Raw genomic sequence first — 22,938 nt, 5'->3', positions numbered from 1 at the left:
ATGTCATCAGATAACTCAACGATAACCAGCTGTACTCTGTATCAATATCAAATTGAGCTCAACCCTAGTTTACCTGTAGGCATACAACGAATTGATTTTCGTAAAGGGTTAGTGCTTGCTATCCAGCTCAATAATCAACAAGTGGCTTGGGTTGAAATTGCCCCATTATCAGGTATCGATATTGATAGCCAACCAATAACAGGGTTTAGCCAAGAGTCGCTTGATGAGGTGACATCACAACTGTTGTCAATATTACCGAGTTTGATCGATCAACCCTTAGCGATTTTAGCCAATATTGCCGAGCAGATGTCGCTGCCATCATTGGCATTCTCATTGAGCTTATTGGATGCAAAACTAACCCATCGATTGCCTGTTCGCATCGAATATCCACAGACTCAGTTAGCTGTGGTGCCATTACTTTACGATGGAATGTCAGCACACGTTATTACTCAAAAGTTACAGACACTGACCAGCATCAACAGCGTAAAAATTAAAGTCGCTCAAACCAGTATGGAAAGCGAAATCCAATTTATTTATCAAGTGCTGGCAATCGCACCTCACGTAACATTACGCTTAGATGCTAATCGTGGTTTTAGTCTTGAACAGGCTATCGACTTTTTAGCGTGTTTACCAAAACACAAAATTGAATATATTGAAGAGCCATGTATTAACCCCAGTGATAATGCCCAAATACACCGGCAATTAGGAATAAAATATGCTTTAGATGAGTCATTAAATTCATCTCAATTTGATCTCGATTTAGCATTACAACAACCCGGTTTAGGCGCATTAATTATCAAACCCATGTTATTGGGTTCGCTGGATAAATTGCAAAACATGATTAGCCAAGCTCATCTTGCTGGTGTGCGCGGTATAGTAAGTTCAAGCTTAGAAGCTGACCTCGGTATCAGCGACTTACGCATAGTGAGCCAGGCACTAACACCAGATGAACCACCAGGCCTTGATACATTAAGCGCCTTTGGCAAAACCTTGCTGTTAGCCACCTCTGGGTTATCTCCACGGCTAAATCATCAAGTGTTGCAATTACTGACTCACATCGGCCAACCACAAGACTCAGGCGAGGCTGATATATAATGATGTCACCTTTGCATCAAGCAGCATTAAATCATCCAGATGCTATTGCTATTGAAAGTAGCCATAAAGCCGTCAATCCGAGCATCACTACTGGTAATAAGACTTGCAACAATACTTGCCCCACGACTCGCGTCAGTTATGCTCAGTTAAGTGGTTTAGTTCACTGCGTAGTGCAACAATTGCAATCACAAGGTGTTAAGCATGGCGATATTGTAGCTTGTGTGTCACACAATAATATTGACATGATTTGCCTATATTGGGCATGCATTGATGCGGGATGGATATTTTTACCTTTGTCACCTCGATTGGCTGATGTGCAGATTAATCAGCTTATCAAACGCTTTGATCTCCAATGGTTATGGACCGATAACGTCAGCAGAAAAACCGCAATTGAGATTGCCTACTGGCTCGATATTGAACTGCCTCAAAAAGTAGATCAACTAAGCAACCAAGCTGTTGAGGTATCACCACATCAAGCTTCCAATATTATTCTCACATCTGGTTCAAGTGGAACACCCAAAGCTGCGGTACATTGCTTAACTAACCATTTGAGCAGCGCCAAAGGGGCTGCAACGTTTATTGCTTTAGCGCCGTCTGACGCTTGGCTATTATCGTTACCACTGTTTCATATTGGTGGGTTGGCCATTATTCATCGTTGCACTTTGGCTGGAGCCTGCATTGTATTGCGAGATCCCGCATTGACACTGGCCGAACAACTTGCAAGTAGCCATATCACCCATGTGTCATTAGTGCCAACCCAGGCGATACAGATACTCCAGCAACATCCCGCGGCGTTTACCAATGTAAGCGCATTGCTGTTGGGCGGCGGAGCCATAGAACCGGCTCTTATTGATGCACTACAACACCTGCACATTAACGCTTACACCAGCTATGGTATGACAGAGATGAGCTCGCAAATTACCACCGCTAAAGCCAATTTATTAAGCCATCATGGTTGTCCTTTGCCTTCAAGACAACTGAGGTTAAAAGACGGGGTGATTTGGGTAAAAGGTGAGTGTTTATTTTTAGGCTATTTAACCGACCAGGGGTTAAGCTTGCCATTAGATGATCAAGGTTGGTTTTGTACCCACGACAAAGGACTGTTAGATCCAGAAGGACAACTGAGTATTTTAGGCCGCATGGATAACATGTTTATTTGTGGCGGTGAGAACATTCATCCAGAACAACTTGAAGCAGTATTATTAACTCATCCCAATGTCGCGCAAGCGATTGTATTTGCCTTAGACGATACAATTTTTGGCCACTTACCTGCTGCCATTATTGATTATTGTGTCGCAGACAATAGTACTAATGCAATTGAACTCGAAACCGTTAATGCCAATCCAGTTGATTTCGAGACCGTTAACATGGAGGCTGTTGACTTAAAGACTGTTGATTTAAGAGCAATTGATGTCGACAACATTAACCTGCAGCTGAGTCAGTTAGTTGAATCAACACTGGCGCGTTTCAAGCGGCCTAGACAATTTTTTGGTTGGCCAAAAGACGTCGTCACCAGTGGTTTAAAAGTGCCAAGAAAAAGCATCATCAACGCCATTCAAACCCAGATAGACGCAGCAAAAATAGCACCATAATAATATTGATTGCTCAACAACGCTTAACCATCGGTGGCTTCGGGCTTATTTGATGGCACTAAATTCGCTTATTCGAAATTTGCCTATATACGACATTGACTGGCTCTAGAGTGAATGGGTCTGCATTGGATTGATCTCAGTTCAATATCAATGAGTGCTGATAAAGCTTCGCAGCCAAATTATCAAATTATCAAATTCCAGCCATAAAAAAACCTGCCGTAGCAGGTTTTAATCTATCAAAATCGAATACGCTGGAGTGTTACTCCATACAAGATTTAAGCTTGTTCATGGCATTCTTTTCTAACTGTCTGATTCGCTCAGCAGAGACTTCATAAGTCGATGCAAGTTCCTGCAAAGTCACTTTAGTATCATCTAACCAACGCGCACGTAATATATGCTGACTACGTTCGTCTAAGGTTTTAATGGCCGATAATAAACGTGTTTGAGAGTCTGCTTCCCAATTGGCATGCTCAACCTGATCCGCCACATCTGAAGAATGATCTTCTAAATATAATGCTGGGGCAAAATCATGATGATCGTCATCGCTGTCATTGGTTAAGTCGAAGGCCGGATCTTGGGCTGCCATCCGTGATTCCATTTCGGTCACATCAGCTTTCGATACACCTAAATTCTCTGCAACCATGGTCACTTCAGCGTCACTAAACCAACCTAAACGCTTTTTAGACTTACGAATATTAAAGAATAATTTACGCTGTGCTTTCGTGGTCGCTACTTTCACGATACGCCAGTTTTTCAACACGTATTCATGAATTTCAGCTTTAATCCAATGCACCGCAAAAGAAACAAGGCGAACACCAACATCTGGGTCGAAGCGTTTAACCGCTTTCATCAAGCCAATGTTACCTTCTTGAATAAGATCTGCCTGTGGTAAACCGTATCCTGAATAACCTTTCGCAACATGCACAACAAAACGAAGATGCGACATAATTAATTGCTTTGCCGCTTGTAGGTCGCCATTTTCTTGTAAACGCTTGGCGATGTCGTACTCTGTATCGGCGTCCAGCATATTGATGCTGGTCACAGACTGGATGTACGCTTCTAGGCTACTAGCATTATGCGGAACCGCCAGCGCCATTGATTGCGTTTGATAAGTCATTCGCTCTCCTACTACATTCAAAAATATATTCCAGCTAACTCGGTACGATTATTCTGTACGATGAATAAGGTCTCTTGGTTCACAACACAAGAGAGCTAACTCGATTTAGCCGATAAACTATCAACTATATGACATCATATGTCAAATAAGGTTCTACTAGATGAACATTTTTACCGCAAGGCTATCGCAATGCAAGTGAACAAACGTTCATTATTAAAGCTTAAGCTTCATTATACGCCTGCAATTATGACGGTTCAATGCTACGTAAGTGTTGTCGTACAGATAAATATGAGCCAAACCAGCCTAAGAATGATGCCAATAACACCAGTTTAATCAACTCTGAAAATGTTAATGACTGGATGGTTAATTCACTGCCATATAATCCCAGTAACTCTGCTAAGGCACCATCGAGATACCACACTAGCACATTAATAATGAGCCAAGCCAAAATGCCACCGATGACCCCATACCAAATTCCAGTATATAAAAACGGACGTTGAATAAAGGCTTCGGTTGCACCCACTAGCTTCATCACTTCAATTTCGGTTCGACGGTTCATAATCGCAAGCCGAATGGTATTGCCAATAACTAATACCACCGCAAGAACCAGCAAGGCAGCAATGGCCAACACTGTTTTTTCAAGTAATTTAAGTAATGCCTGCAGACGCTCTAACCATTCAATATCTAAACGACCAAAGTTAACTTCGGATTCACGTTCTAATTTTACCAGTAACTCACGCGCCCCTGTGGGACTAGAATACTTAAGCGAAGGCGTTACCGTAACGACTGCAGGTAGTGGGTTTTCATCTAAATATGACAACGCCTCACCAAAACCAGATAAGCGTTGAAACTCTTCTAATGCTTGATCGCGACTAATATAAGTGACCGATTCAACCTCGCGGAATGCTTTGATACGCGACAACAAACTTTGAATGGATTGCTCACTGCGGCCTTTATTAATAAATAACGAAATTTCAGCGGCACTGTTCCAAGATTGAGTGATGTTTTCAGCATTTTTTACCAGTACCTGCAATGCCGCCGGTAAACTTAAACTCACGCCCAATACTGCCATGGTCATAATGGATGAAACAGGGCTGCGCCAAAGTTCTCCCATACTCGACATGCCTTGTTGCACATGGCGAATAAAAAACATCACAATACGACCGCTTAAAGGTAATTTACTCTGAGTAATATTCACTTTTTTACTCATCGTATTGTCTCCCCACCAGCAGTAGAACGTTCTCCACCGAGCATACGTCCTTCACGCAGAGTATAAGTGCGATATTTCATGCGCGCAATAAGGCCTAAATCATGGGTGGCAATTAGCACGCTAGTACCCGAGTCATTAAAGGCTTCGAATAAACGTAAAATATCCATCGATAATTTAGGGTCTAAGTTACCCGTAGGTTCATCGGCCAACAACAGTGGTGGCTTGTTAACAATAGCACGGGCAATGCCGACTCGTTGTTGTTCACCACCCGACAGCATTATCGGCAAATGCCGTTCTTTGCCATATAAACCCACCATGTCGAGTGCGCCAGCAACACGCTTACGAATTTCGCCATGGGTGAAACCTTCGATCACTAACGGCAAGGCAATATTGTCAAATACGGTTTTATCCATCAACAAGTGATGATTTTGGAAGATCACCCCAATATTGCGACGTAAATAAGGCACATGTTTTGGCCCTACATTGGCAATGTTATGCCCATTAATAGACACCTTACCTGCCGTAGCACGTTCAATAACCGTAATGAGTTTGAGCAAGGTACTTTTACCCGCACCAGAATGGCCGGTTAAAAAAGCCATTTCACCTTGTCGAAGGTGAAAGTTGACATCCATAAGGGCCTTTTGGCCTCCAGCATAGATTTTACTGACCTGCTCAAATTGGATCATAAATTATTGGTCCGTTTTATCCTGGCTAAATAATGCTTCAATAAAGTCATTGGAGTTAAAAGTACGCAAATCATCAATTTGCTCACCGACACCAATATGACGAATAGGAATAGAAAACTTATCGGCAATCGCAAAAATCACCCCACCTTTGGCGGTACCATCTAATTTACTGATGGTAATCCCCGTCACGCCAACCGCCTCTTTAAACAACTGTGCTTGGCTAATAGCATTCTGGCCAGTGCTGGCATCTAACGTTAGCATGACTTCATGGGGCGAATCTGGGTCGAGTTTTTTCATCACTCGCACGACTTTTTTCAACTCTTCCATTAAGTGACTTTTGTTTTGCAAACGTCCTGCTGTATCAGCAATTAATACGTCTACTTTACGCGCTTTAGCGGCTTGCAAGGCATCAAATATGACTGAAGCACTGTCTGCGCCAGTATGTTGGGCCACGACCGGAATATTATTGCGTTGTCCCCACACTTGTAACTGCTCAACGGCTGCTGCGCGGAAGGTATCACCGGCTGCTAACATGACAGATTTACCTTGGCTTTGGTACTGTTTAGCCAGTTTACCAATTGTGGTGGTTTTACCCACACCATTGACACCAATCATAAGAATGACAAACGGGCCATTGGCGTTATCGGGAACTAAAGGAATGGCTACCGGATCGAGCATTTTTTGCATTTCTTCACGCATTAAATCATAAAGTGCTTCTGCATCTTTAAGTTGCTTACGTGATGCATGCTCGGTCAGGCTTTTAATTAATTTATTGGTGGTTTCGACACCCACATCAGCGATTAACAATTGTTCTTCGAGTTCTTCAAATAACTCATCATTAATTTTTTTACCGCGAAATAAGCCAATGAAGCCAGAACCAATATTCTCACTGGTGCGCATTAAGCCACGCTTTAAGCGGGCAAACATACCCTCTTTTTGTGGTTTAGCTTGCGGTTCATCTTGTTGTGCTAACTCAATAGACTCTATCGGTGCTTGTTGCTCGGCTACTTGTTGCTCGGCAGCCTGTTGTTCTGCTAATTGCTGTGCGGCTAGTTCTGTAGCTAAAGCTTCGGTTGCTAAGGCTTCAGCTGCTAACGTTTCTGCAGCAATACGTTCAGCATCGACACTGGCTTGTTCTGCTCGTTCACTGTCGACACGCTCTTGCTCAAGACGCTTATTTTCTAGATGAAGCTGTTCAAGACGAATCTGTTCAGCACGTTCGGCTTCTAAACGTTCAGTTTCTAAACGCTGAATCTCTTGTGCTTGCTTTTGTTGCTCAGCCTGCTCAGCGACTAGCTTTTCTGCAGCAATACGCTCAGCATCGATACGGGCTTGTTCTACTCGTTCACTGTCGACACGCTCTTGCTCAAGACGCTTATTTTCTAGATCAAGCTGTTCAAGACGAAGTTGTTCAATACGTTCGGCTTCTAAGCGTTCAGTTTCTAAACGCTGAGTCTCTTGTGCTTGCTTTTGTTTCTCTGCCTGCTCAACGGCTAGCTTTTCTGAAGTTAAAACATCAGCAGCTAACTTATCCGCGGCAATACGCCCAGTGTCGATATGCGCTTGTTCTGCGCGTTCGCTTTCGAGACGTTCTTGCTCAAAACGCTCAACATCTAGACGCGCTGTTGCTTCAGTTTGCTTTTGCAGCTCAGCTTGTTGGGTTTGGTCAGCAGACTCTGTTGCAACTTCATTTTCCGCATCAATATCGAGTTGTTGCTGTTCTTCAACTTCAGGGACGGGCTTATCTTTACGAAACCAGGAAAAAAAACCTTTCTTTGCCATGTTTGCTACCAGTATTTATATGCTTAAAAATTCAGTTGAAGCCGTTTGTTGCATCTCTAACCAGTAAAATGATGAATACTCACATTTAATCACAAGTTTGATATAAAATAACGGCGGTTCAGATTGTGGCATAGTCTACCACTTTCTATTTTCTTTGTTCAGGCAAAATCACGAGGGTGAGATGGCTAAAAAAAATACCAGCAGCGGTCAGGTGCGGATTATTTCAGGTCAATGGCGATCTCGTAAGCTACCGATCCATGATCTTGAAGGTTTACGCCCAACAACTGATCGCGTCCGCGAGACCTTATTTAATTGGCTTGCCAACGATATCCGTGGTGCCAGAGTACTCGATTGCTTTGCCGGCAGCGGTGCTTTATGCCTTGAAGCTTTATCCCGTTATGCTAGCTTTGCAACCATAATTGAACTGCAAAAAAATGCTGCTAATCAGTTGAAACAAAACCTTGCCACCCTGCAATGTCAAAATGCACAGGTTATTAATGCCGACAGTTTACAAGTGCTTGCTAAAGGCACACCCAGTGGTTTTGATATTGTGTTTATCGATCCACCATTTCGTAAAGATTTAGTAAACAAAACCATTGAGTTATTGATGCAACATCAATGGTTAAACCCCAATGCACAAATTTATCTCGAAACCGAATCAGAATTAACCTCAGTCAATGTGCCAGCAACCTGGGTTGCCTTAAAAGAAAAAAAGGCAGGTCAAGTATGTTATCGACTGTACCAATATCAGTCGAACAATACCGAATTATCGGCAGATTAAGTTAATGCCTATATCAATACACGATATTATACTAATTGGTAAAACGGCCACTTTGTCGATGTGGTGTTTGGTGGCTTACGGCTTGTTTATTTTCAGCCCTGATGTATCGCTGTTTATTAATACGTTTGCCTTTATAACCGCGGCAATGCACATGTTATTTGTGCTACTCACACGCTTAAAAAATTTCCGAAACAGTATACCTGCGGCACATTATCGGGCGATTTTGCTGTGGGGAGTATTTGCACTATTTGAGCAACATCATTCACAGTACGCTAGCCCGCTTGTTAACCGCAGCAACAAATAATAAAAATGACGATTATCTGAGACATTGGCATAAAAAAACCTCGTTATTTAACGAGGTTTTTTAGTTAACAACATCGGCACATTACTTTTTAGGGTAAGGATGCGCGACACCTTTATGACAATCGACACAGGTCTTTCTGTCTTCTGGTGCTTTTTTAAAGTTCATACTGTGCATTCTTACGGCCATTTTCTTCATCGTATCAGGCTGATCTTCATAAATACGAGTGTGGCAATGCTGACAGTTAGCCGAATCATTACCGCGAAAGTATTCTAATGCTAAATCAGCTTGTTCTTTACGGTTTTCATCTAACCATTCTTGCGTCATAAAGCCATCAATGGTCATCAAGCCAATAATGTCTTTAGAAACAATGATTTTTTTAACTAAATAATCAAATGGGCCATGTGGTAAGTGACAATCTTGACATTGTACTGTGACACCTGCTCTACCACCACCATGGGCTGACGCCATAACCTCTTCTCTTAACGAGTGGTCACGGTGACATGTCATACAAAAAGCATCGCTACTTGTTGCATGTAAAGTTTGTTGTGTTGCGAAATAACCTACGACACCCACAATTACACCAACCACAATAAGGGCAATAATCGAGTACTTCGCGCTTGGTTTAAATAGTGCACGCCAGTTCATTGTTCAATCTCCGTAATAGCAAAAAAGGAATTTCTAATATTTATAAGTCTAGTTTAGGATTATTCGAAATTATAAAATTGATTTTAGTCGCCATTTTGAGAATTGTTTATCTAAAATATGTCTAAAATGCGAGCTAGATCTCGACTTTTGCACATGCTGTACCGAAATAATGATCAATTACTGGATCAGGTCAACGAAGTGGCCAATAAAGATAACGTTGAGTAAAAGAGTGAACTTGTCAGTGTCCAAATTTGTTTTTGATTTTAAATTTGATTTTAAATTTGATTATTTGCCTTCACCCTTCACTAGTGGCTAACAACACTGAAGAGAAAAAATTAACAACAGCGGTGGTAGATAAATGCATCTTCTTTGATAAAGGCAGGAGATAACATTTATCTCCTGCCAAATATTAGTGAAACAATTACTCACTGCCCGCTAATTGATTCGGCGTTAGCGCTGACGACTAATGTTGAGTGTGATGCGACTCCATTGCAGGCATCGCATTGTTAGCCACTAATTGCATGCTAGTGATGCTATTGATGCTATTAGTGCTAGTAATGCTATTGGCGTCCGTTGACAGCTCTGCTTTAACTTCACGATTAACATAAATTGCTGCAAACTATGAGTTACTTAACAGATAATGGTATCTCGATGGTCATTTATAGCTTGATTTACTAGCCTAAAACACTTTCTAACTAAACCAATAATAAAAATAATAAGGTTAATTTGAATGCATAAAACCGCAAGAACACTCCATAAATGGTTGATGCTGTTTCTCGGGCTACAGTTTGTGATTTGGTCAGTAACAGGAACATATATGGTGTTTATGCATATTGACTATATTCATGGGGATTCGCTCATCAGTAACCCCCAAACAAAAATCAATCCCGATAAACTGCAGTATTCATTGACAAAACTGTTACAAACTTATCCTGAAGCAGAGCAAATAAGTGTCGGTAAACTGATGCAACAAGACGTATACCGCTTCTCTATCACGACCATAAATACGACTATAAATGCGACCATAAAATCGACTCAGCAGGTACTGCTAAATGCTCAAACAGGTGAACGTTTATCGCCACTTAATCAAACGGCAGCCATAGCATTAGCGCAATATTATTACCTTGGTAATGAGCCCATTAGCGAAGTGAGTTTACTGACCGATAACCCACCTTTTGAACTCAGTGCTCGTCACTTACCGGCGTGGCGAATTAATTTCGACCACTTTTCCGCACCATCACTTTATATCTCAGCTGACAGTGGATTATTAGTAGGCAAGCGCCATGCATTTTGGCGTTTATTCGACTGGGTGTTTCGTTTTCATGTGATGGATTATGGCGATGCTGAAGAAATCGATAACCAATTATTATTCTGGATAGCGTTGTTCTCAACTTTAGCTACCGTTAGCGGGTTAATATTAGTGTATTTCAGGGTATTACGTCGTACTAAAAACAAACGTAAGCCTATGTTGAGCAAGCGTAAACACAGTGGGGTTGCCTAATGTTTTGGGTCAGAAAACTGCATAAATGGGCATCAGTCATTGTAGGGGTTCAGTTACTCCTTTGGTTAATCAGCGGGCTGTATTTTAATCTTATGGATCACAATAAAGCCCAAGGACTTACCCACCTTAACGACACTCACACTGAAGTGGTAATAGAGACTCATCGTTTGCGTGAACCTAGTACTATTCTGGCCGCCTTTAAACCTAGCGTATCGCTTAACATCATTAATTTATTAGATAAACCTTACTACCTATTAACCCATGAAAAAGGCTTATACAATCATCTTAACAATGACTACACCTTGGTTGATGCTTATGACGGTAACCAAGTAATAATTAATACCACTATGGCGCAACAGTTGGCCAAAGCATCTTACTCTGGAGAGGCTGTAATAAGTTCAACTCTCTTACTCACTCCGCCATTGGACGACTTTCCAAAACAGCGCAATGACACTTGGCAGATAAATTTCGCCGATAATATTGGCACCAGTGTTTATATTGAAGCACAGTCGGGTCGACTCGTCGGCCACAGTGATGAACATACACGTTTAGCCGATATATTTTTTATGCTGCACTTTATGGATTACACCAGTGAAGGCAGCTTTAATAACATCCCTATCAAGATTTTTGCGTTTATAACGTTATGGTTAACCTTTAGTGGATTGATTTGGGTGATTGATATGCTTAAGCGCAACAGGTATCGGCCCAAACTAAAGCGCAAATAATGGCGATTTAAACGTAAGTTGACCCTAAATTAATGAAATGGAATGTGTATCACACGATACTGATCATAAAAGCGTTATCATCATTTTCAGATTAATAAATTTAATCTGTTATTACTTGAAAGATTTTTACTTAAGTAAAGGTCTGTTAAGCTAACCCCTAATAAACGACTTGGTTAAGGCTAAATGAGAGCAAAGCAGTCAAACTATTGGATCATCGTAATCACTTTGTTCGCACTTGTCGGACAGGGGTTGCTGACTAATGACAGTTTGATGGTGCCAATGGCCCATGCAGAAATGACTCAAGCAATGTCCGCTCAAACCGACAAAACAACCAACACCACATCAGCCATGTCGCATAAGGCAATGAAGAATTGCCACGATAATATGCAAAATATCGTCAATGATATGGATGAACCTATTGCCGCAAAGTTACCGCAAACCAGCTGTTGTAATGGTTCCGGATTTTGCAGCTTGGATTGTAACCACTGTTTGACTATTTCGTTTACTGCCAACCTAATTGATATTCCATTGGCAACGACCAATATTCCCGTTTACTCTGCACCGCTTGCGATGGTTGTTAACCATGTGTCAATCGCATTCCCTCCTGCGTTCCGCCCTCCTATCGCTTAATTCAATTGATCATTCTTGTGCGTTAAGCACATTCAATACTATTGTTTTTTAGCGTTTATCATCATGCCGGTTATCAGTATTGTCATGATGAATATCGAGGTTATTATGAAAAAATTGCCATTTTTTAATGTGCTATTAAGCGCATTCGTTGGGGTCATCATCCCCGCAGCTCTGACATCAACGGTTGCTTATGGCGCAGAGCACGATCATGCCCAGCATCAGTCGCAAGCCAGTAAAACCTATACCTGCCCGATGCACCCTGAAGTGATCAGCGATAAAGAAGGGCGCTGTCCCGTCTGTAATATGTTTCTCGTCGTCAAAGATGAGCAACAAGAGTCCAGTGCTGGCGACACTCAACATCCAATGGCTAACATGCATGGCGCTATTCAAAAAGAACCAAGCCTAGCAGACAAGTTTAATTGATCATTCTTGTGTGTTGAGCACATTCAACATTATTGTTTTTAGCGTTTATCATCATGGCAATCGTCAGTATTGTCATGATGAATATCGAGGTTGTTATGAAAAAATTCCCACTTTCTAGTGTGCTATTAGGCGCGTTTGTTGGGGTAATGATCCCCGCGGCTTTCACATCACCTGTCGCTTATGGCGCAGAGCACGATCATGCCCAGCATCAGTCACAAGCCAGTAAAACCTATACTTGCCCGATGCACCCTGAAGTGATCAGTGATAAAGAGGGAACCTGCCCCATCTGTAATATGTTTCTCGTCGTCAAAGAGGAGGAAGAAGAGTCCACCGTTGACGGCACTCAAGATCCAATGGCAAACATGCAAAGTGCGACTCCTGTAAAACAAAGCCAAGCAGATAAGGTGTTTAGCCAACCTAAACCTACATTAGTGCCGACAGCAAATCAGAGCGATAGCACCAATGTAAAATATGTCTGTCCAATGCATCCACATGTAGTGTCCGATGCTCCTGGTACCTGCCCTATTTGCGGGATGAATCTAGAGAAAGTCACCGTTACCGATGCAAGCCAAGAAATTGTTGTCGGTGTTTCTGGCGGGATGCAACAAGCTTTGGGTATGCGAAGCCATGTAGTTGAAAAAACCAGTTTGTCGCGCCAAGTGAATACCATAGGCACAGTGCAATATAATGAAAATGCGATTGGCCATGTGCATACACGCGCAACCGGATGGATCGAAACGCTCACGGTACATAACGTGGGACAACAGATAAAAAAGGGCCAACTTTTATATGAGCTTTACTCGCCCGAACTCGTCAATGCCCAAGACGACTATTCCCAAGCTCAAGACTACCTTTTGCAAGATAAAAAACGAGGTAGCAGTTTATTACTTAAAGCACGTAAACGCTTAGAGTTGCTTGGCGTCGATACCTCGATAATTGATCGTTTAGAAAAAACCGGTGAAACCATTTTTAAAGTGCCTTTTTATGCCCCACAAGATGGCTTTATCAGTAAGCTAACCGTGCGTGATGGCATGTATATTCAGCCTGGAGATACCTTGTTTGAAATCGTTAATTTAGACAGTGTATGGGTCATTGCTGATGTATTTGAAAATGAACAAAGCTGGCTACAACAAGGCCGTAAAGTCAGTGTTAGCGCTGCAGCACAAGGGCTGTTTGATATTGACTCGACAATTGACTATATCTACCCAGAATTAGACCCTGTCACCCGAGCGATGCGGGTGCGGATCAAGCTTAACAATCATAACGACAAACTCAGACCAGGCAGTTTAGTTGATGTGACCTTATTTGGTCTGCCTAAGAATAATGTGCTCACGGTACCAACTGAAGCACTGATCCTTACCGGACGTGAAAACCGTGTGGTGGTGCAACGCAGTGATACCAGCTTTGCTTCCGTGCCAGTCAAAATTGGTATGATGGCAGACGGTAGAGCCGAAATCTTAGAAGGACTGAATGAACATGACAAAGTGGTTATTTCAGGGCAGTTCTTATTGGACTCAGAAGCCAGTATTCAAGGCAGTTTACAGCGTTTAAGTAATGCTCCAACGACCAAAGAATCAACCACTACCGATGCTCACCAGCACTAAGGAGCACGACAATGTTAGCAAAAATTATCAGTGCTTCAATAAAGCAACGCGTTATGGTGTTGATACTCACGGCCGTTATCGCGTTAGTGGGTTATCAAGCCATGCGCATGACCCCACTGGACGCGCTACCTGATTTATCAGACGTACAAGTTATTGTAAAAACCTCTTACCCAGGCCAGGCACCGCAATTAGTTGAAGACCAAATTACCTATCCATTGTCATCGGCCATGCTGGCCGTGCCGGGAGCCAAAACAGTACGTGGCTTTTCAATGTTTGGTGACTCGTTTGTGTATGTCATTTTTGAAGATGGCACCGATATCTATTGGGCGCGTTCACGGGTGCTTGAATATTTATCGCAAACCCAAGACCAACTGCCAGCCGGTGTCACACCCAGTATTGGCCCAGATGCATCGGGAGTGGGTTGGATTTTCCAATATGCCTTAGTCGATCGCAATGGACAGTATGATTTAGCCCAACTGCGTTCATTACAAGATTGGTTTTTAAAACTAGAATTACAAAGTGTTGCAGGGGTATCAGAAGTTGCCACTGTTGGCGGGATGGAACAAACATATCAAGTGGTCGTCGACCCACATAAGCTAGCACTGTATAAAATCGACTTAATGACCATTAAAAACGCCTTAGATAATTCCAATAGCTCGACAGGCGGCTCGGTGATTGAAATGGCCGAAGCAGAATACATGATCACTTCAAGTGGTTATCGCCAAACCATTGCCGACTTTGCTGAAATCCCACTGGGCATTTTATCGGAAACTGGTACGCCGGTATTAATGAAAGACGTTGCCCAACTACGAACCGGCCCAGCGGCGCGTCGTGGTATTGCCGAACTCGATGGTAAAGGCGAAGTTGTCGGCGGTATTGTGGTGATGCGCTATGGTGAAAATGCTCTTGAAACCATTAATAATGTTAAGCAAAAACTCAAAGAGATCAGTAATGGATTACCTGATGGGGTCGAATTAGTCACCACTTATGATCGCTCAGAGTTAATCTTACGCTCAGTCGATAATCTTAAGCATAAAGTGCTAGAAGAAATGCTGGTTGTCGGACTTATTTGCCTACTATTTTTACTGCATGCACGCTCAACGTTAGTCGCGATAATCACCTTACCTATTTCGATTTTAGTCAGCTTTATCGCCATGAATATCATTGGTGTCAATGCCAATATTATGAGCTTAGGCGGCATTGCCATTGCCATAGGAGCGGTGGTTGATGCGTCAATTGTGATGGTCGAAAATACCCATAAACATTTGGAACATTATCGCCAAAAACACGGTAAAGCTCCTGAGGGAGAAGACCATTGGCAACTCGTCAGAGAAGCCTCTATCGAGGTCGGCCCTGCATTATTTTTCAGCTTGTTGATTATCACTTTAAGCTTTACGCCGGTCTTTGCCCTTGAAGCGCAAGAAGGACGTTTATTTCACCCGCTAGCATTTACCAAAACCTTCGCTATGGCGGCATCTGCCATTTTAGCAATTACCTTAATTCCGGTGTTAATGGGTTATTTTGTGCGAGGTAAAATCCCTGATGAGCGTAAAAACCCCATTAGCCGAGTATTAATTGCCATATATCAACCATTGTTAAAGTGGGTACTGCATTTCCCTAAAATCACCATCGGATTAGCCATTATTGTGCTATTCAGTGCTTACTACCCATTAAGCCAAATGGGTTCAGAGTTTATGCCCACCTTAGAAGAAGGTGACCTACTTTATATGCCCACCACGCTACCCAGTGTAAGTGCAGGCAAAGCAGCAGAAATATTGCAGCAAACAGACCGGCTGATAAAAACAGTACCCGAAGTTAAACGAGTATTTGGCAAAGTGGGCCGAGCCATGACAGCAACAGACCCTGCGCCGCTAACAATGCTAGAAACCACCATCATGCTCAAACCGCCTGGCGAATGGCGTGAAGGCGTAACCTTAGAGAGCATTATTGCAGAACTGCAAAAAACCGTGCGTATTCCAGGAATGACCAATGCTTGGGTGCAACCGATTAAAACCCGTATCGATATGTTATCTACCGGCGTGAGAACGCCTGTCGGCATAAAAATATCGGGCGCAAATGTTGAAGAGCTACAACGTATTGGTGCAGAAATAGAAGCGGTAGTAAACCAATTACCGGGAACTGAGTCGGCATTTTCACAGCGTAGTAGCGGCGGCCGCTATATTGATATCACACCAGACCTTAAAAATGCCGCACGTTATGGCATGACCTTAAAAGACATCCAAGATGTGGTAAAGATTGCCATTGGTGGCATGACAATAGGTGAATCAATACAAGGTCAAGAACGCTATCCAATCAATATCCGTTACCCGCGAGAGCTACGTGACAACATCGAGAAGCTCAGAAATTTACCCGTTCTGACTAAAACGGGTAAGTACTTACCGTTAAGTTATTTAGCCGAACTGAAAATTACCGATGGTGCGCCTATGTTAGCCAGTGAAAACGGTCGCCTTATCTCGTGGGTGTTTGTCGATCTGAAAGACATTTCTATCGGTGAATATATCGTTGCAGCAGAAAAGGCACTTAAACAACAAATTACCCTTCCTCCACGCTACAACTATAGCTTTGCTGGGCAATACGAGTACATGCAACGCGTAGATGCCAAAATGAAAATGGTGATCCCATTAATGATCGCGGTGATTTTTATGCTGTTGATGATGACTTTCAACTCAGTAATACAAGCATCTGTAATCATGTTAAGTTTACCCTTTTCATTGGTGGGTAGCGCATGGCTACTTTATGGGCTGGACTTTAATTTTTCAGTTGCTGTATCTGTCGGCATGATTGCCTTAGCTGGGGTCGCCGCTGAGTTTGGCGTAGTGATGCAGGTGTACCTTAATAATAGTATTAAGGCCTATAAAGAAGCCGACAATTACCACAGCAAAGCGGATTTAACGGCTGCATTAATTGAAGGTGCAGTGATGCGAATTCGCCCTAAAGCCATGACCGTCGCCACCATCTTTTTTGGTTTACTGCCGATCATGTGGGGCAGCGGTACGGGTAATGAAGTGATGCAAAAAATTGCTGCACCAATGGTCGGCGGTATGGTCACGGCGCCGCTACTGTCGCTATTTGTTATCCCAGCAATTTACTTACTCATATACGGCCGCAAGTTGCCCAAGCAATAATTCACTTAAATTTATTTACTTTTTATCTCTATAAATAAAAATCCCAAACGATTAATCGCTTGGGATTTTTTATGTGCTAATCACAGCGTTATTTACGCTTAAGTGATTCATTAAGTTGGTCGGCTTCATCTTGTTTCTTTTTACGACACGCAGCAATATCTTCAGGATGCCCATATTTGCATGGATCGCTGGCTAAAATTGCCCTAGGGACATTCAGTATCATGTAATCTGTGTCATTTTTATTGTCATCTGCATTGCCAATATTATTACCAATATTGATGATATCGGTACCACGGCATCCCGTAAGTATCACTAAGCTAGATAACAAGCTTAATTGGATTATCCGTTTTTTCATTGTTGTAATATTCCTTGTTTTTGACGCGCAAGCAGCATCATGCGGATAATCCCCCATAGCATAATAATCGCACCGATAATCAACATAATAATAATGATCAAAGGGTTGGCTAACATAGGCAAGAAATCTTGGTCAAACCCTACAAGGATACCGTAGAGCCCAAGACCAAATAATATCGTGCCAGGAAAATCGATCAGTGCCACTAACAACATACTGCGATGAATACTGGCTAATGTGATTTGGGTGTTTTCCTGTGTCATTCACTCATCCTTGTTTAAATACACTAACTCTTACCAACAACTAATAGTAACACTTTACTAACAGTAACATTTTTCCAACAACTCAATATGACATCACTTAATAATCAAGGTTCAATCGCCCTTCTATCTTAAATCGGCACTCTACATTAAACGATACTCTAGCTTCAATCAGCAACACTGCGAATAGAAATAATCAACATTCATTATGTAAAAACATAATTTTCAAATCTATTTATTCTGCAGTAAATAACGCAATAATTGAAAACACCCCACCTTGTGGATCATTGAGTACAGAAAAACGGCCTACGTTAGGAATATCAGTTGCAGGCACACAAACTGAAGCCCCCAAGGTTTGTGCTTTAGTCACTGATAAATCACAGTCATCAACGGCAAAATAGCTCATCCAATGAGCAGGAGTATCGCCCCATTCTGCAGTCATTTCCATCAATCCACCAATGGCTTGTTCCCCCGCATACCATTCGGTGTATTCAAAATCAGCTACATCATTAAGCTGAGTTTGATAACCTAATACTCGGCTATAAAACTGTTTCGCCGCAGCGGTATCACGACAAGCAAGCTCAACCCAACATAGGGTATTTGATTCTTGCGATCGCTTAATGCCAATATGGTCTTGGCCTTGCCATAATGCAAATCGACAGCCTTCTGGATCTGTGCATAGCGCCATTCGGCCAGCATCTCCGACAGAATGAGGCCCTGCAATAATCTCACCTCCAGCTTGAGTCACAGCCTTAGAGGTAGCATCAACATCATCGACCGCAAAATAAATTGTCCAATGAGTCGGTAAGGCTTCCATTTCTGCTGGCATTGGGTACATTGCCGCAATATCATCACCGTCGATTTGCAGCATAGTATAATGCCCTTCTGGCATAGGCATATCATCTGCTCCCCAGCCAAATAGCGCCTGATAAAATGCTTTACCTGCCGCCCAATCATGAGTTGCTAATTCAATCCAGCAAGGCTGTCCTTGTTGATACTGTTGTACCTTCATTATCCTAATCCTTTATAAAATAGTTGCCTTGATATAGCCAACATGAAACTTGTCTCATAAGTTAAGTCGATATCAGCAGAAAAGCAAAAAGCCTTCAAACGAAGGCTTTTGGGTGAATGGCTATTTGATTGAAGTGTGTTGGGTCTATTTAAACACCGGTAAAATATCGGCCATTGCCAGCAAATGACATGTAGCTGTGATAACCCCAAACAACACCACAATAGCAATTAACGGGGTTCCACCAGGGACTTTAAATCCCTTTGAGTCAGGATATTGTTGTCTTACTTTATAGGCTAATAACGCTGGTACAATAACAGCCCAAATAGTGGCAGCTAGCGCAGCAAAACCAATCGCTAAAATAAATCCATTCGGAAATAACAAACCAAGGATTGTTGGCGGTACAAACGTTACCGTTGCCGTTTTAATTCGTCCTGAGCGCGAGTCGTCAAACCCAAATAAATCAGCAAGGTAATCGAACAAGCCTAGTGTCACACCTAAAAATGATGAGGCAACGGCAAGGTTGGCAAATAGGGTTAGCATGTTATCAAGCCATTGGCTGGCAATAACCCCAGACAACGCACCCACTAACACACCTATATTGCCACCTTGAGCAATAATATCGGCAAACTGGCTTCGTTGAATATTACCCATCGTTGCCACTAACCAACATATATAAATCACCAATGCGATAGTGGTTCCGGTAATAATCGCCTTAACGATGGTTTTGGCATCTTTACCATAATATTTGACTAAACTTGGCACATTACCGTGATAACCAAAACTGGCCAATCCAAAAGGGATAGCGGCAAGTAAATAAGGCAGGTAACGCGATTCACCATCAGGCGATACTAGCTTTATGGTATCAATGTCGATTAGTAAGTTACCGATAGCCAAAAAGAAAGTAATCACCATACCACCAAGCATGATTGTGGTGATACGGTCGACCGCTTTAGTACTAATAAATACCACCAAAGCCAAAACTACCGCAAACACCAATCCGGCCACACTCTGGGGTAGGCTCACGCCCAATGCTGACAGACTGTGATTCACAATCGAACCACCACCACTGATGTAAGCATAGGTTAAAATATATAACACAAACGCAATCGACACGCCGTTAATCACCCGCCAGAACTGCCCAAGAGTCACCCGAGTTAAGGTGTCAAAACTGTCGCCTGGTTCAAAATGCAAATTGGCTTCTAATAACAATAAACCCGACATTAGCATGCAAAACCAAACGCCGAGCAACATCGCGATAGAATAGCCAAACCACATTCCAGCACCAACAACGGGTAACGAAAACATGCCCGCTCCCACAGTGGTTCCGGCAATAATCATCGCCCCACCCAATACAGATTTACCGCTGGTACGATGCTTGGCAGCATTCATATGATTAGCCATTATTGTCCGTGCTCCGCTTCCACACTATCAACAATGGTTTGTCTTACTAAAGAGCTGAGTAATTTATTAGCGTTATCACGAATTCTGATCACTTCAGCACGATGTTCGTCGCTGCATAAATAACCCAATTCTTTCAGTTTCACACTCAGGGTGTTATATAATTTTTTGTCATAAAATTCTGGTGCGGTAATGCCATGCAGCGCGCCTAATCGTTGGGCTAACAAATGGCTATCGCGTTCCAGTTCTGAGCGCTCAAGATCAGGTTTTATTGCGAGTAAATTGAAGATAATCGCATAACGTTGCAACGTTTCACTGATAGTTTCAGCAAGCAGTAACACTTGGGTAATATGACGAGGCGTTATCTCAAACTGATCGCTACCGGTCAGTAAACCTTGTTCAACCATGAAATCTAAAATGCTATCCACATGTTGAGGCACATCATCAATGCTCATAAATAACTCAGCTTTAAGTAATGGATAAAAGTCCATTACAATGCCATGAATTCGCTGGCGATCGCACACGTCATAATGCACTAAACAACTGGCAATTAATGACGGCAACGCCATCAAATGAATAATATTATTACGGTAATAACTCATGGTGATGGCAATTTTTTCATCAACTGAAATAATTTCACCAATAAGGTCTTTGGTACTCACAAACTTATTTAACGACAGACAGTGATCAATAATTGACTTGCCATTACCTTCGGCCACAGAGGTATAATCGGTATAAGGCACTGTTTTAAGTAAGGCTAAATACAAATCAAGCTGACGTTCTAACTGGCTTCTTTCTAACGCATTTTGCTCTGACGCTAATAACACTAAACTAGTCAATGTTACTGAACTGGCTGCGGCAGCTCCATTGATATTAGTCATTACGCGGTTAGCTAACAAATTAACTGAGGGCGTAAACCAAGATGGTTTTTGGTCAGGATCTTTAGCTAGCTCATCACGCCACTCTGGCGCCTGCTGATTTAAGAACTGTTGTAAATTAATCGGCTCACCAAAATTCACATAACCTTGGCCAAAATTGCCTAACTTACGAATAGCACCAAATACCTGCCATACAGATTCTTTTTTCTTTTTCTTACCGCTTAATTCTTTGTGGTACGTCGCCACTTCCATCACATGGTCATAACCTAAATACACGGGTACTAAGGTTACTGGGCGCTCTATCCCACGTAGCACACTGTTAATTGTCATAGCCAACATACCGGTTTTAGGCGCTAACAAACGTCCTGTACGCGAACGACCTCCTTCAGTGAAATACTCGACCGCATAACCCTTAGCAAATAACTGATCTAAATATTCACGAAATACTGCGGTATAAAGTTTATTACCATTAAAACTACGACGGATAAAGAATGCCCCACCACGGCGGAACATCGGCCCTGCTGGCCAAAAATTAAGGTTAATACCGGCAGCAATGTGCGGCGGAACCATGCCCTGATAATACAAAATATACGACAGTAGCAAGTAATCCATATGGCTACGATGACAAGGAACGTAAACAATTTCATGACCATCATGATGTAACTGTCTTACTTGCTCGGCACCTTTGATATTGATGCCACTGTATAATTTGTTCCATAACCAAGTCAGGAAACGTTCGGCAATACGCACCAAACTATCAGAATAGTCGGCGGCAATTTCATCAAGGTATTCAATGGCGGTTTCACGTGCTTTCTCGACTGTTACTTTCTTATTTGCAGACTCTTCTTCAATGGCTTTTTTGATAGATTCTGATTTTAATAAAGAGGCAAACAACGCTTGTCGATTCGGTAATTGTGGCCCCGTCATGACTTTGCGTTGACGGCGGAAATGCACACGGGCGACTCGGGTTAATTTGTGAGCAATTCTTTTATCAGTACCATGTTCATCGGCCATATGACGAAGCGATAATGCATTAGAAAACTGCACGAAATTATGGCGTCCTAAAAATAAAATCATTAACCATTTACGTAACCACGTAGGGTTTTCACGTTCAAATACAGCAGCTTTCATGCTGTCTTCTTCTTTACCTGGGGTACGTCCCCAATAAAGGCAAACAGGAACCAACTGTATATCTAATTCAGGGCTCTCACTATGAAGTGACAATAAACTGGTAAAATAATTAAGGAATTTGTCACCACTTTCACGTTTACCAAATAGTGGTTTGCGGCCCTCTAAACAGACCACACGAGGCACGGTTAAGCCATCAAGCTGTAATGGCTCATAAGGACTGGGCAGACCAAAGCCCTCGGTGATTTCGCTCAACGCGGCAATATCGCTAATAGATTCCGTTTTCATTAAATAAACCAAAGGTTTAGTTGGATCTATATTGAGGTCATCAAAAGGATCGTGAGGGACCACAATGGTCTGTACCATCCACTTTTGAATCCATCTTAATGCTCGTAAAAATATTGAATCTGGTTTTGACATGGTTATTTTCGCAACATAAGCCACTGTAATATTGTCGTATAGGATACCAGAAACCACCCTGCTTACACTATCAGACCGATCTATCTTTACGTTTAAGCTCTCACTATCAGAAATAACATAAGACAGAAAATTAGTAATAGTTAATTAAAACATATTGTTGAGTGATACTTAATCAACAAAATACAAAAAATAGTTGGTTAATACTTGCGCGAACACAAACACTGTATATAATGACAGTCACTGTATAAA

The 22,938-nt window shown here is 42.2% G+C and carries 19 protein-coding genes and 1 pseudogene; 10 read left to right on the top strand and 10 right to left on the bottom strand.

Features of this window, described 5'->3' with window-relative positions:
- Positions 1-1,095 (top strand): o-succinylbenzoate synthase, encoded by a 1,095-nt coding sequence (menC, locus tag AAEY97_RS03490; RefSeq protein WP_350996622.1) that lies wholly within the window; start codon positions 1-3, stop codon positions 1,093-1,095.
- Positions 1,095-2,687: an o-succinylbenzoate--CoA ligase gene (menE, locus tag AAEY97_RS03485; RefSeq protein ID WP_350996619.1), complete on the top strand. Its 1,593-nt coding sequence runs from the start codon at positions 1,095-1,097 to the stop codon at positions 2,685-2,687. Before menC ends, menE begins: the two co-directional genes overlap by 1 nt.
- Before the next feature lie 259 nt (positions 2,688-2,946).
- Here menE and rpoH read toward each other — a convergent pair whose 3' ends face one another.
- The 4 genes from rpoH to ftsY form a co-directional block, all read right to left on the bottom strand.
- The gene (gene rpoH, locus AAEY97_RS03480) at positions 2,947-3,804 is read right to left on the bottom strand and encodes an RNA polymerase sigma factor RpoH (RefSeq protein ID WP_011635768.1); all 858 of its coding nucleotides are present in this window, start codon (positions 3,802-3,804) and stop codon (positions 2,947-2,949) included.
- Between the two features lie 244 nt (positions 3,805-4,048).
- Positions 4,049-5,014 carry a permease-like cell division protein FtsX gene (gene ftsX / locus AAEY97_RS03475; protein ID WP_101084901.1) on the bottom strand — a complete coding sequence of 322 codons (966 nt, stop codon included), beginning with the start codon at positions 5,012-5,014 and terminating at the stop codon, positions 4,049-4,051.
- Complete coding sequence (gene ftsE / locus AAEY97_RS03470; RefSeq protein ID WP_350996615.1) at positions 5,011-5,700, bottom strand: cell division ATP-binding protein FtsE; 690 nt, start codon at positions 5,698-5,700, stop codon at positions 5,011-5,013. Before ftsE ends, ftsX begins: the two co-directional genes overlap by 4 nt.
- Positions 5,701-5,703: 3 nt before the next feature.
- The gene (gene ftsY / locus AAEY97_RS03465) at positions 5,704-7,482 is read right to left on the bottom strand and encodes a signal recognition particle-docking protein FtsY (protein WP_350996613.1); all 1,779 of its coding nucleotides are present in this window, start codon (positions 7,480-7,482) and stop codon (positions 5,704-5,706) included.
- A gap of 181 nt (positions 7,483-7,663) precedes the next feature.
- Between ftsY and rsmD the strand changes: the two genes are divergently transcribed.
- Together rsmD and AAEY97_RS03455 are read left to right on the top strand one after the other, a co-directional pair.
- Complete coding sequence (rsmD, locus tag AAEY97_RS03460) at positions 7,664-8,263, top strand: 16S rRNA (guanine(966)-N(2))-methyltransferase RsmD (RefSeq protein ID WP_162022082.1); 600 nt, start codon at positions 7,664-7,666, stop codon at positions 8,261-8,263.
- 4 nt (positions 8,264-8,267) lie between these two features.
- Complete coding sequence (locus AAEY97_RS03455; protein ID WP_101084897.1) at positions 8,268-8,567, top strand: DUF1145 domain-containing protein; 300 nt, start codon at positions 8,268-8,270, stop codon at positions 8,565-8,567.
- Between the two features lie 81 nt (positions 8,568-8,648).
- On the opposite strand, the gene AAEY97_RS03450 is transcribed toward AAEY97_RS03455, so the two are convergent.
- Positions 8,649-9,212: a NapC/NirT family cytochrome c gene (locus tag AAEY97_RS03450; RefSeq protein WP_350996609.1), complete on the bottom strand. Its 564-nt coding sequence runs from the start codon at positions 9,210-9,212 to the stop codon at positions 8,649-8,651.
- 730 nt (positions 9,213-9,942) lie between these two features.
- On the opposite strand from AAEY97_RS03450, the gene AAEY97_RS03445 reads away from it, so the two are divergent.
- From AAEY97_RS03445 to AAEY97_RS03420, 6 genes and pseudogenes are all read left to right on the top strand, one after another.
- Positions 9,943-10,713, top strand: a complete 771-nt coding sequence (locus AAEY97_RS03445; protein WP_350996606.1) for a PepSY domain-containing protein — start codon at positions 9,943-9,945, stop codon at positions 10,711-10,713.
- A complete protein-coding gene (locus AAEY97_RS03440) occupies positions 10,713-11,438 on the top strand; it encodes a PepSY-associated transmembrane domain-containing protein (protein ID WP_192114013.1) in 726 nt (241 codons plus the stop codon). Before AAEY97_RS03445 ends, AAEY97_RS03440 begins: the two co-directional genes overlap by 1 nt.
- Before the next feature lie 183 nt (positions 11,439-11,621).
- Positions 11,622-12,068 (top strand): CopL family metal-binding regulatory protein, encoded by a 447-nt coding sequence (locus AAEY97_RS03435; RefSeq protein ID WP_350996603.1) that lies wholly within the window; start codon positions 11,622-11,624, stop codon positions 12,066-12,068.
- A gap of 105 nt (positions 12,069-12,173) precedes the next feature.
- Positions 12,174-12,390 (top strand): annotated as a pseudogene (locus AAEY97_RS03430) (heavy metal-binding domain-containing protein); the annotation flags it as partial.
- A 196-nt stretch (positions 12,391-12,586) separates the two neighbouring features.
- Positions 12,587-14,095: an efflux RND transporter periplasmic adaptor subunit gene (locus tag AAEY97_RS03425; RefSeq protein ID WP_192114012.1), complete on the top strand. Its 1,509-nt coding sequence runs from the start codon at positions 12,587-12,589 to the stop codon at positions 14,093-14,095.
- 11 nt (positions 14,096-14,106) lie between these two features.
- Positions 14,107-17,241: an efflux RND transporter permease subunit gene (locus AAEY97_RS03420; protein WP_350996599.1), complete on the top strand. Its 3,135-nt coding sequence runs from the start codon at positions 14,107-14,109 to the stop codon at positions 17,239-17,241.
- 88 nt (positions 17,242-17,329) lie between these two features.
- On the opposite strand, the gene AAEY97_RS03415 is transcribed toward AAEY97_RS03420, so the two are convergent.
- From AAEY97_RS03415 to plsB, 5 genes are all read right to left on the bottom strand, one after another.
- Positions 17,330-17,596 (bottom strand): hypothetical protein, encoded by a 267-nt coding sequence (locus AAEY97_RS03415; RefSeq protein WP_123883622.1) that lies wholly within the window; start codon positions 17,594-17,596, stop codon positions 17,330-17,332.
- A complete protein-coding gene (locus AAEY97_RS03410) occupies positions 17,593-17,856 on the bottom strand; it encodes a hypothetical protein (RefSeq protein WP_059745865.1) in 264 nt (87 codons plus the stop codon). Before AAEY97_RS03410 ends, AAEY97_RS03415 begins: the two co-directional genes overlap by 4 nt.
- Before the next feature lie 232 nt (positions 17,857-18,088).
- The gene (locus tag AAEY97_RS03405) at positions 18,089-18,865 is read right to left on the bottom strand and encodes a VOC family protein (RefSeq protein ID WP_350996594.1); all 777 of its coding nucleotides are present in this window, start codon (positions 18,863-18,865) and stop codon (positions 18,089-18,091) included.
- Between the two features lie 144 nt (positions 18,866-19,009).
- Positions 19,010-20,266 carry a tryptophan permease gene (gene mtr, locus AAEY97_RS03400; RefSeq protein ID WP_162022074.1) on the bottom strand — a complete coding sequence of 419 codons (1,257 nt, stop codon included), beginning with the start codon at positions 20,264-20,266 and terminating at the stop codon, positions 19,010-19,012.
- A complete protein-coding gene (gene plsB, locus AAEY97_RS03395; RefSeq protein WP_101085352.1) occupies positions 20,266-22,689 on the bottom strand; it encodes a glycerol-3-phosphate 1-O-acyltransferase PlsB in 2,424 nt (807 codons plus the stop codon). Before plsB ends, mtr begins: the two co-directional genes overlap by 1 nt.
- Between the last annotated feature and the right edge of the window lie 249 nt (positions 22,690-22,938).

It is taken from the genome of Shewanella sp. TB7-MNA-CIBAN-0143 (assembly GCF_040310065.1).
Lineage (GTDB): Bacteria > Pseudomonadota > Gammaproteobacteria > Enterobacterales > Shewanellaceae > Shewanella.
Note: the sequence above shows the minus strand (reverse complement) of the source record. Positions and strands in the feature narration are given on the sequence as shown.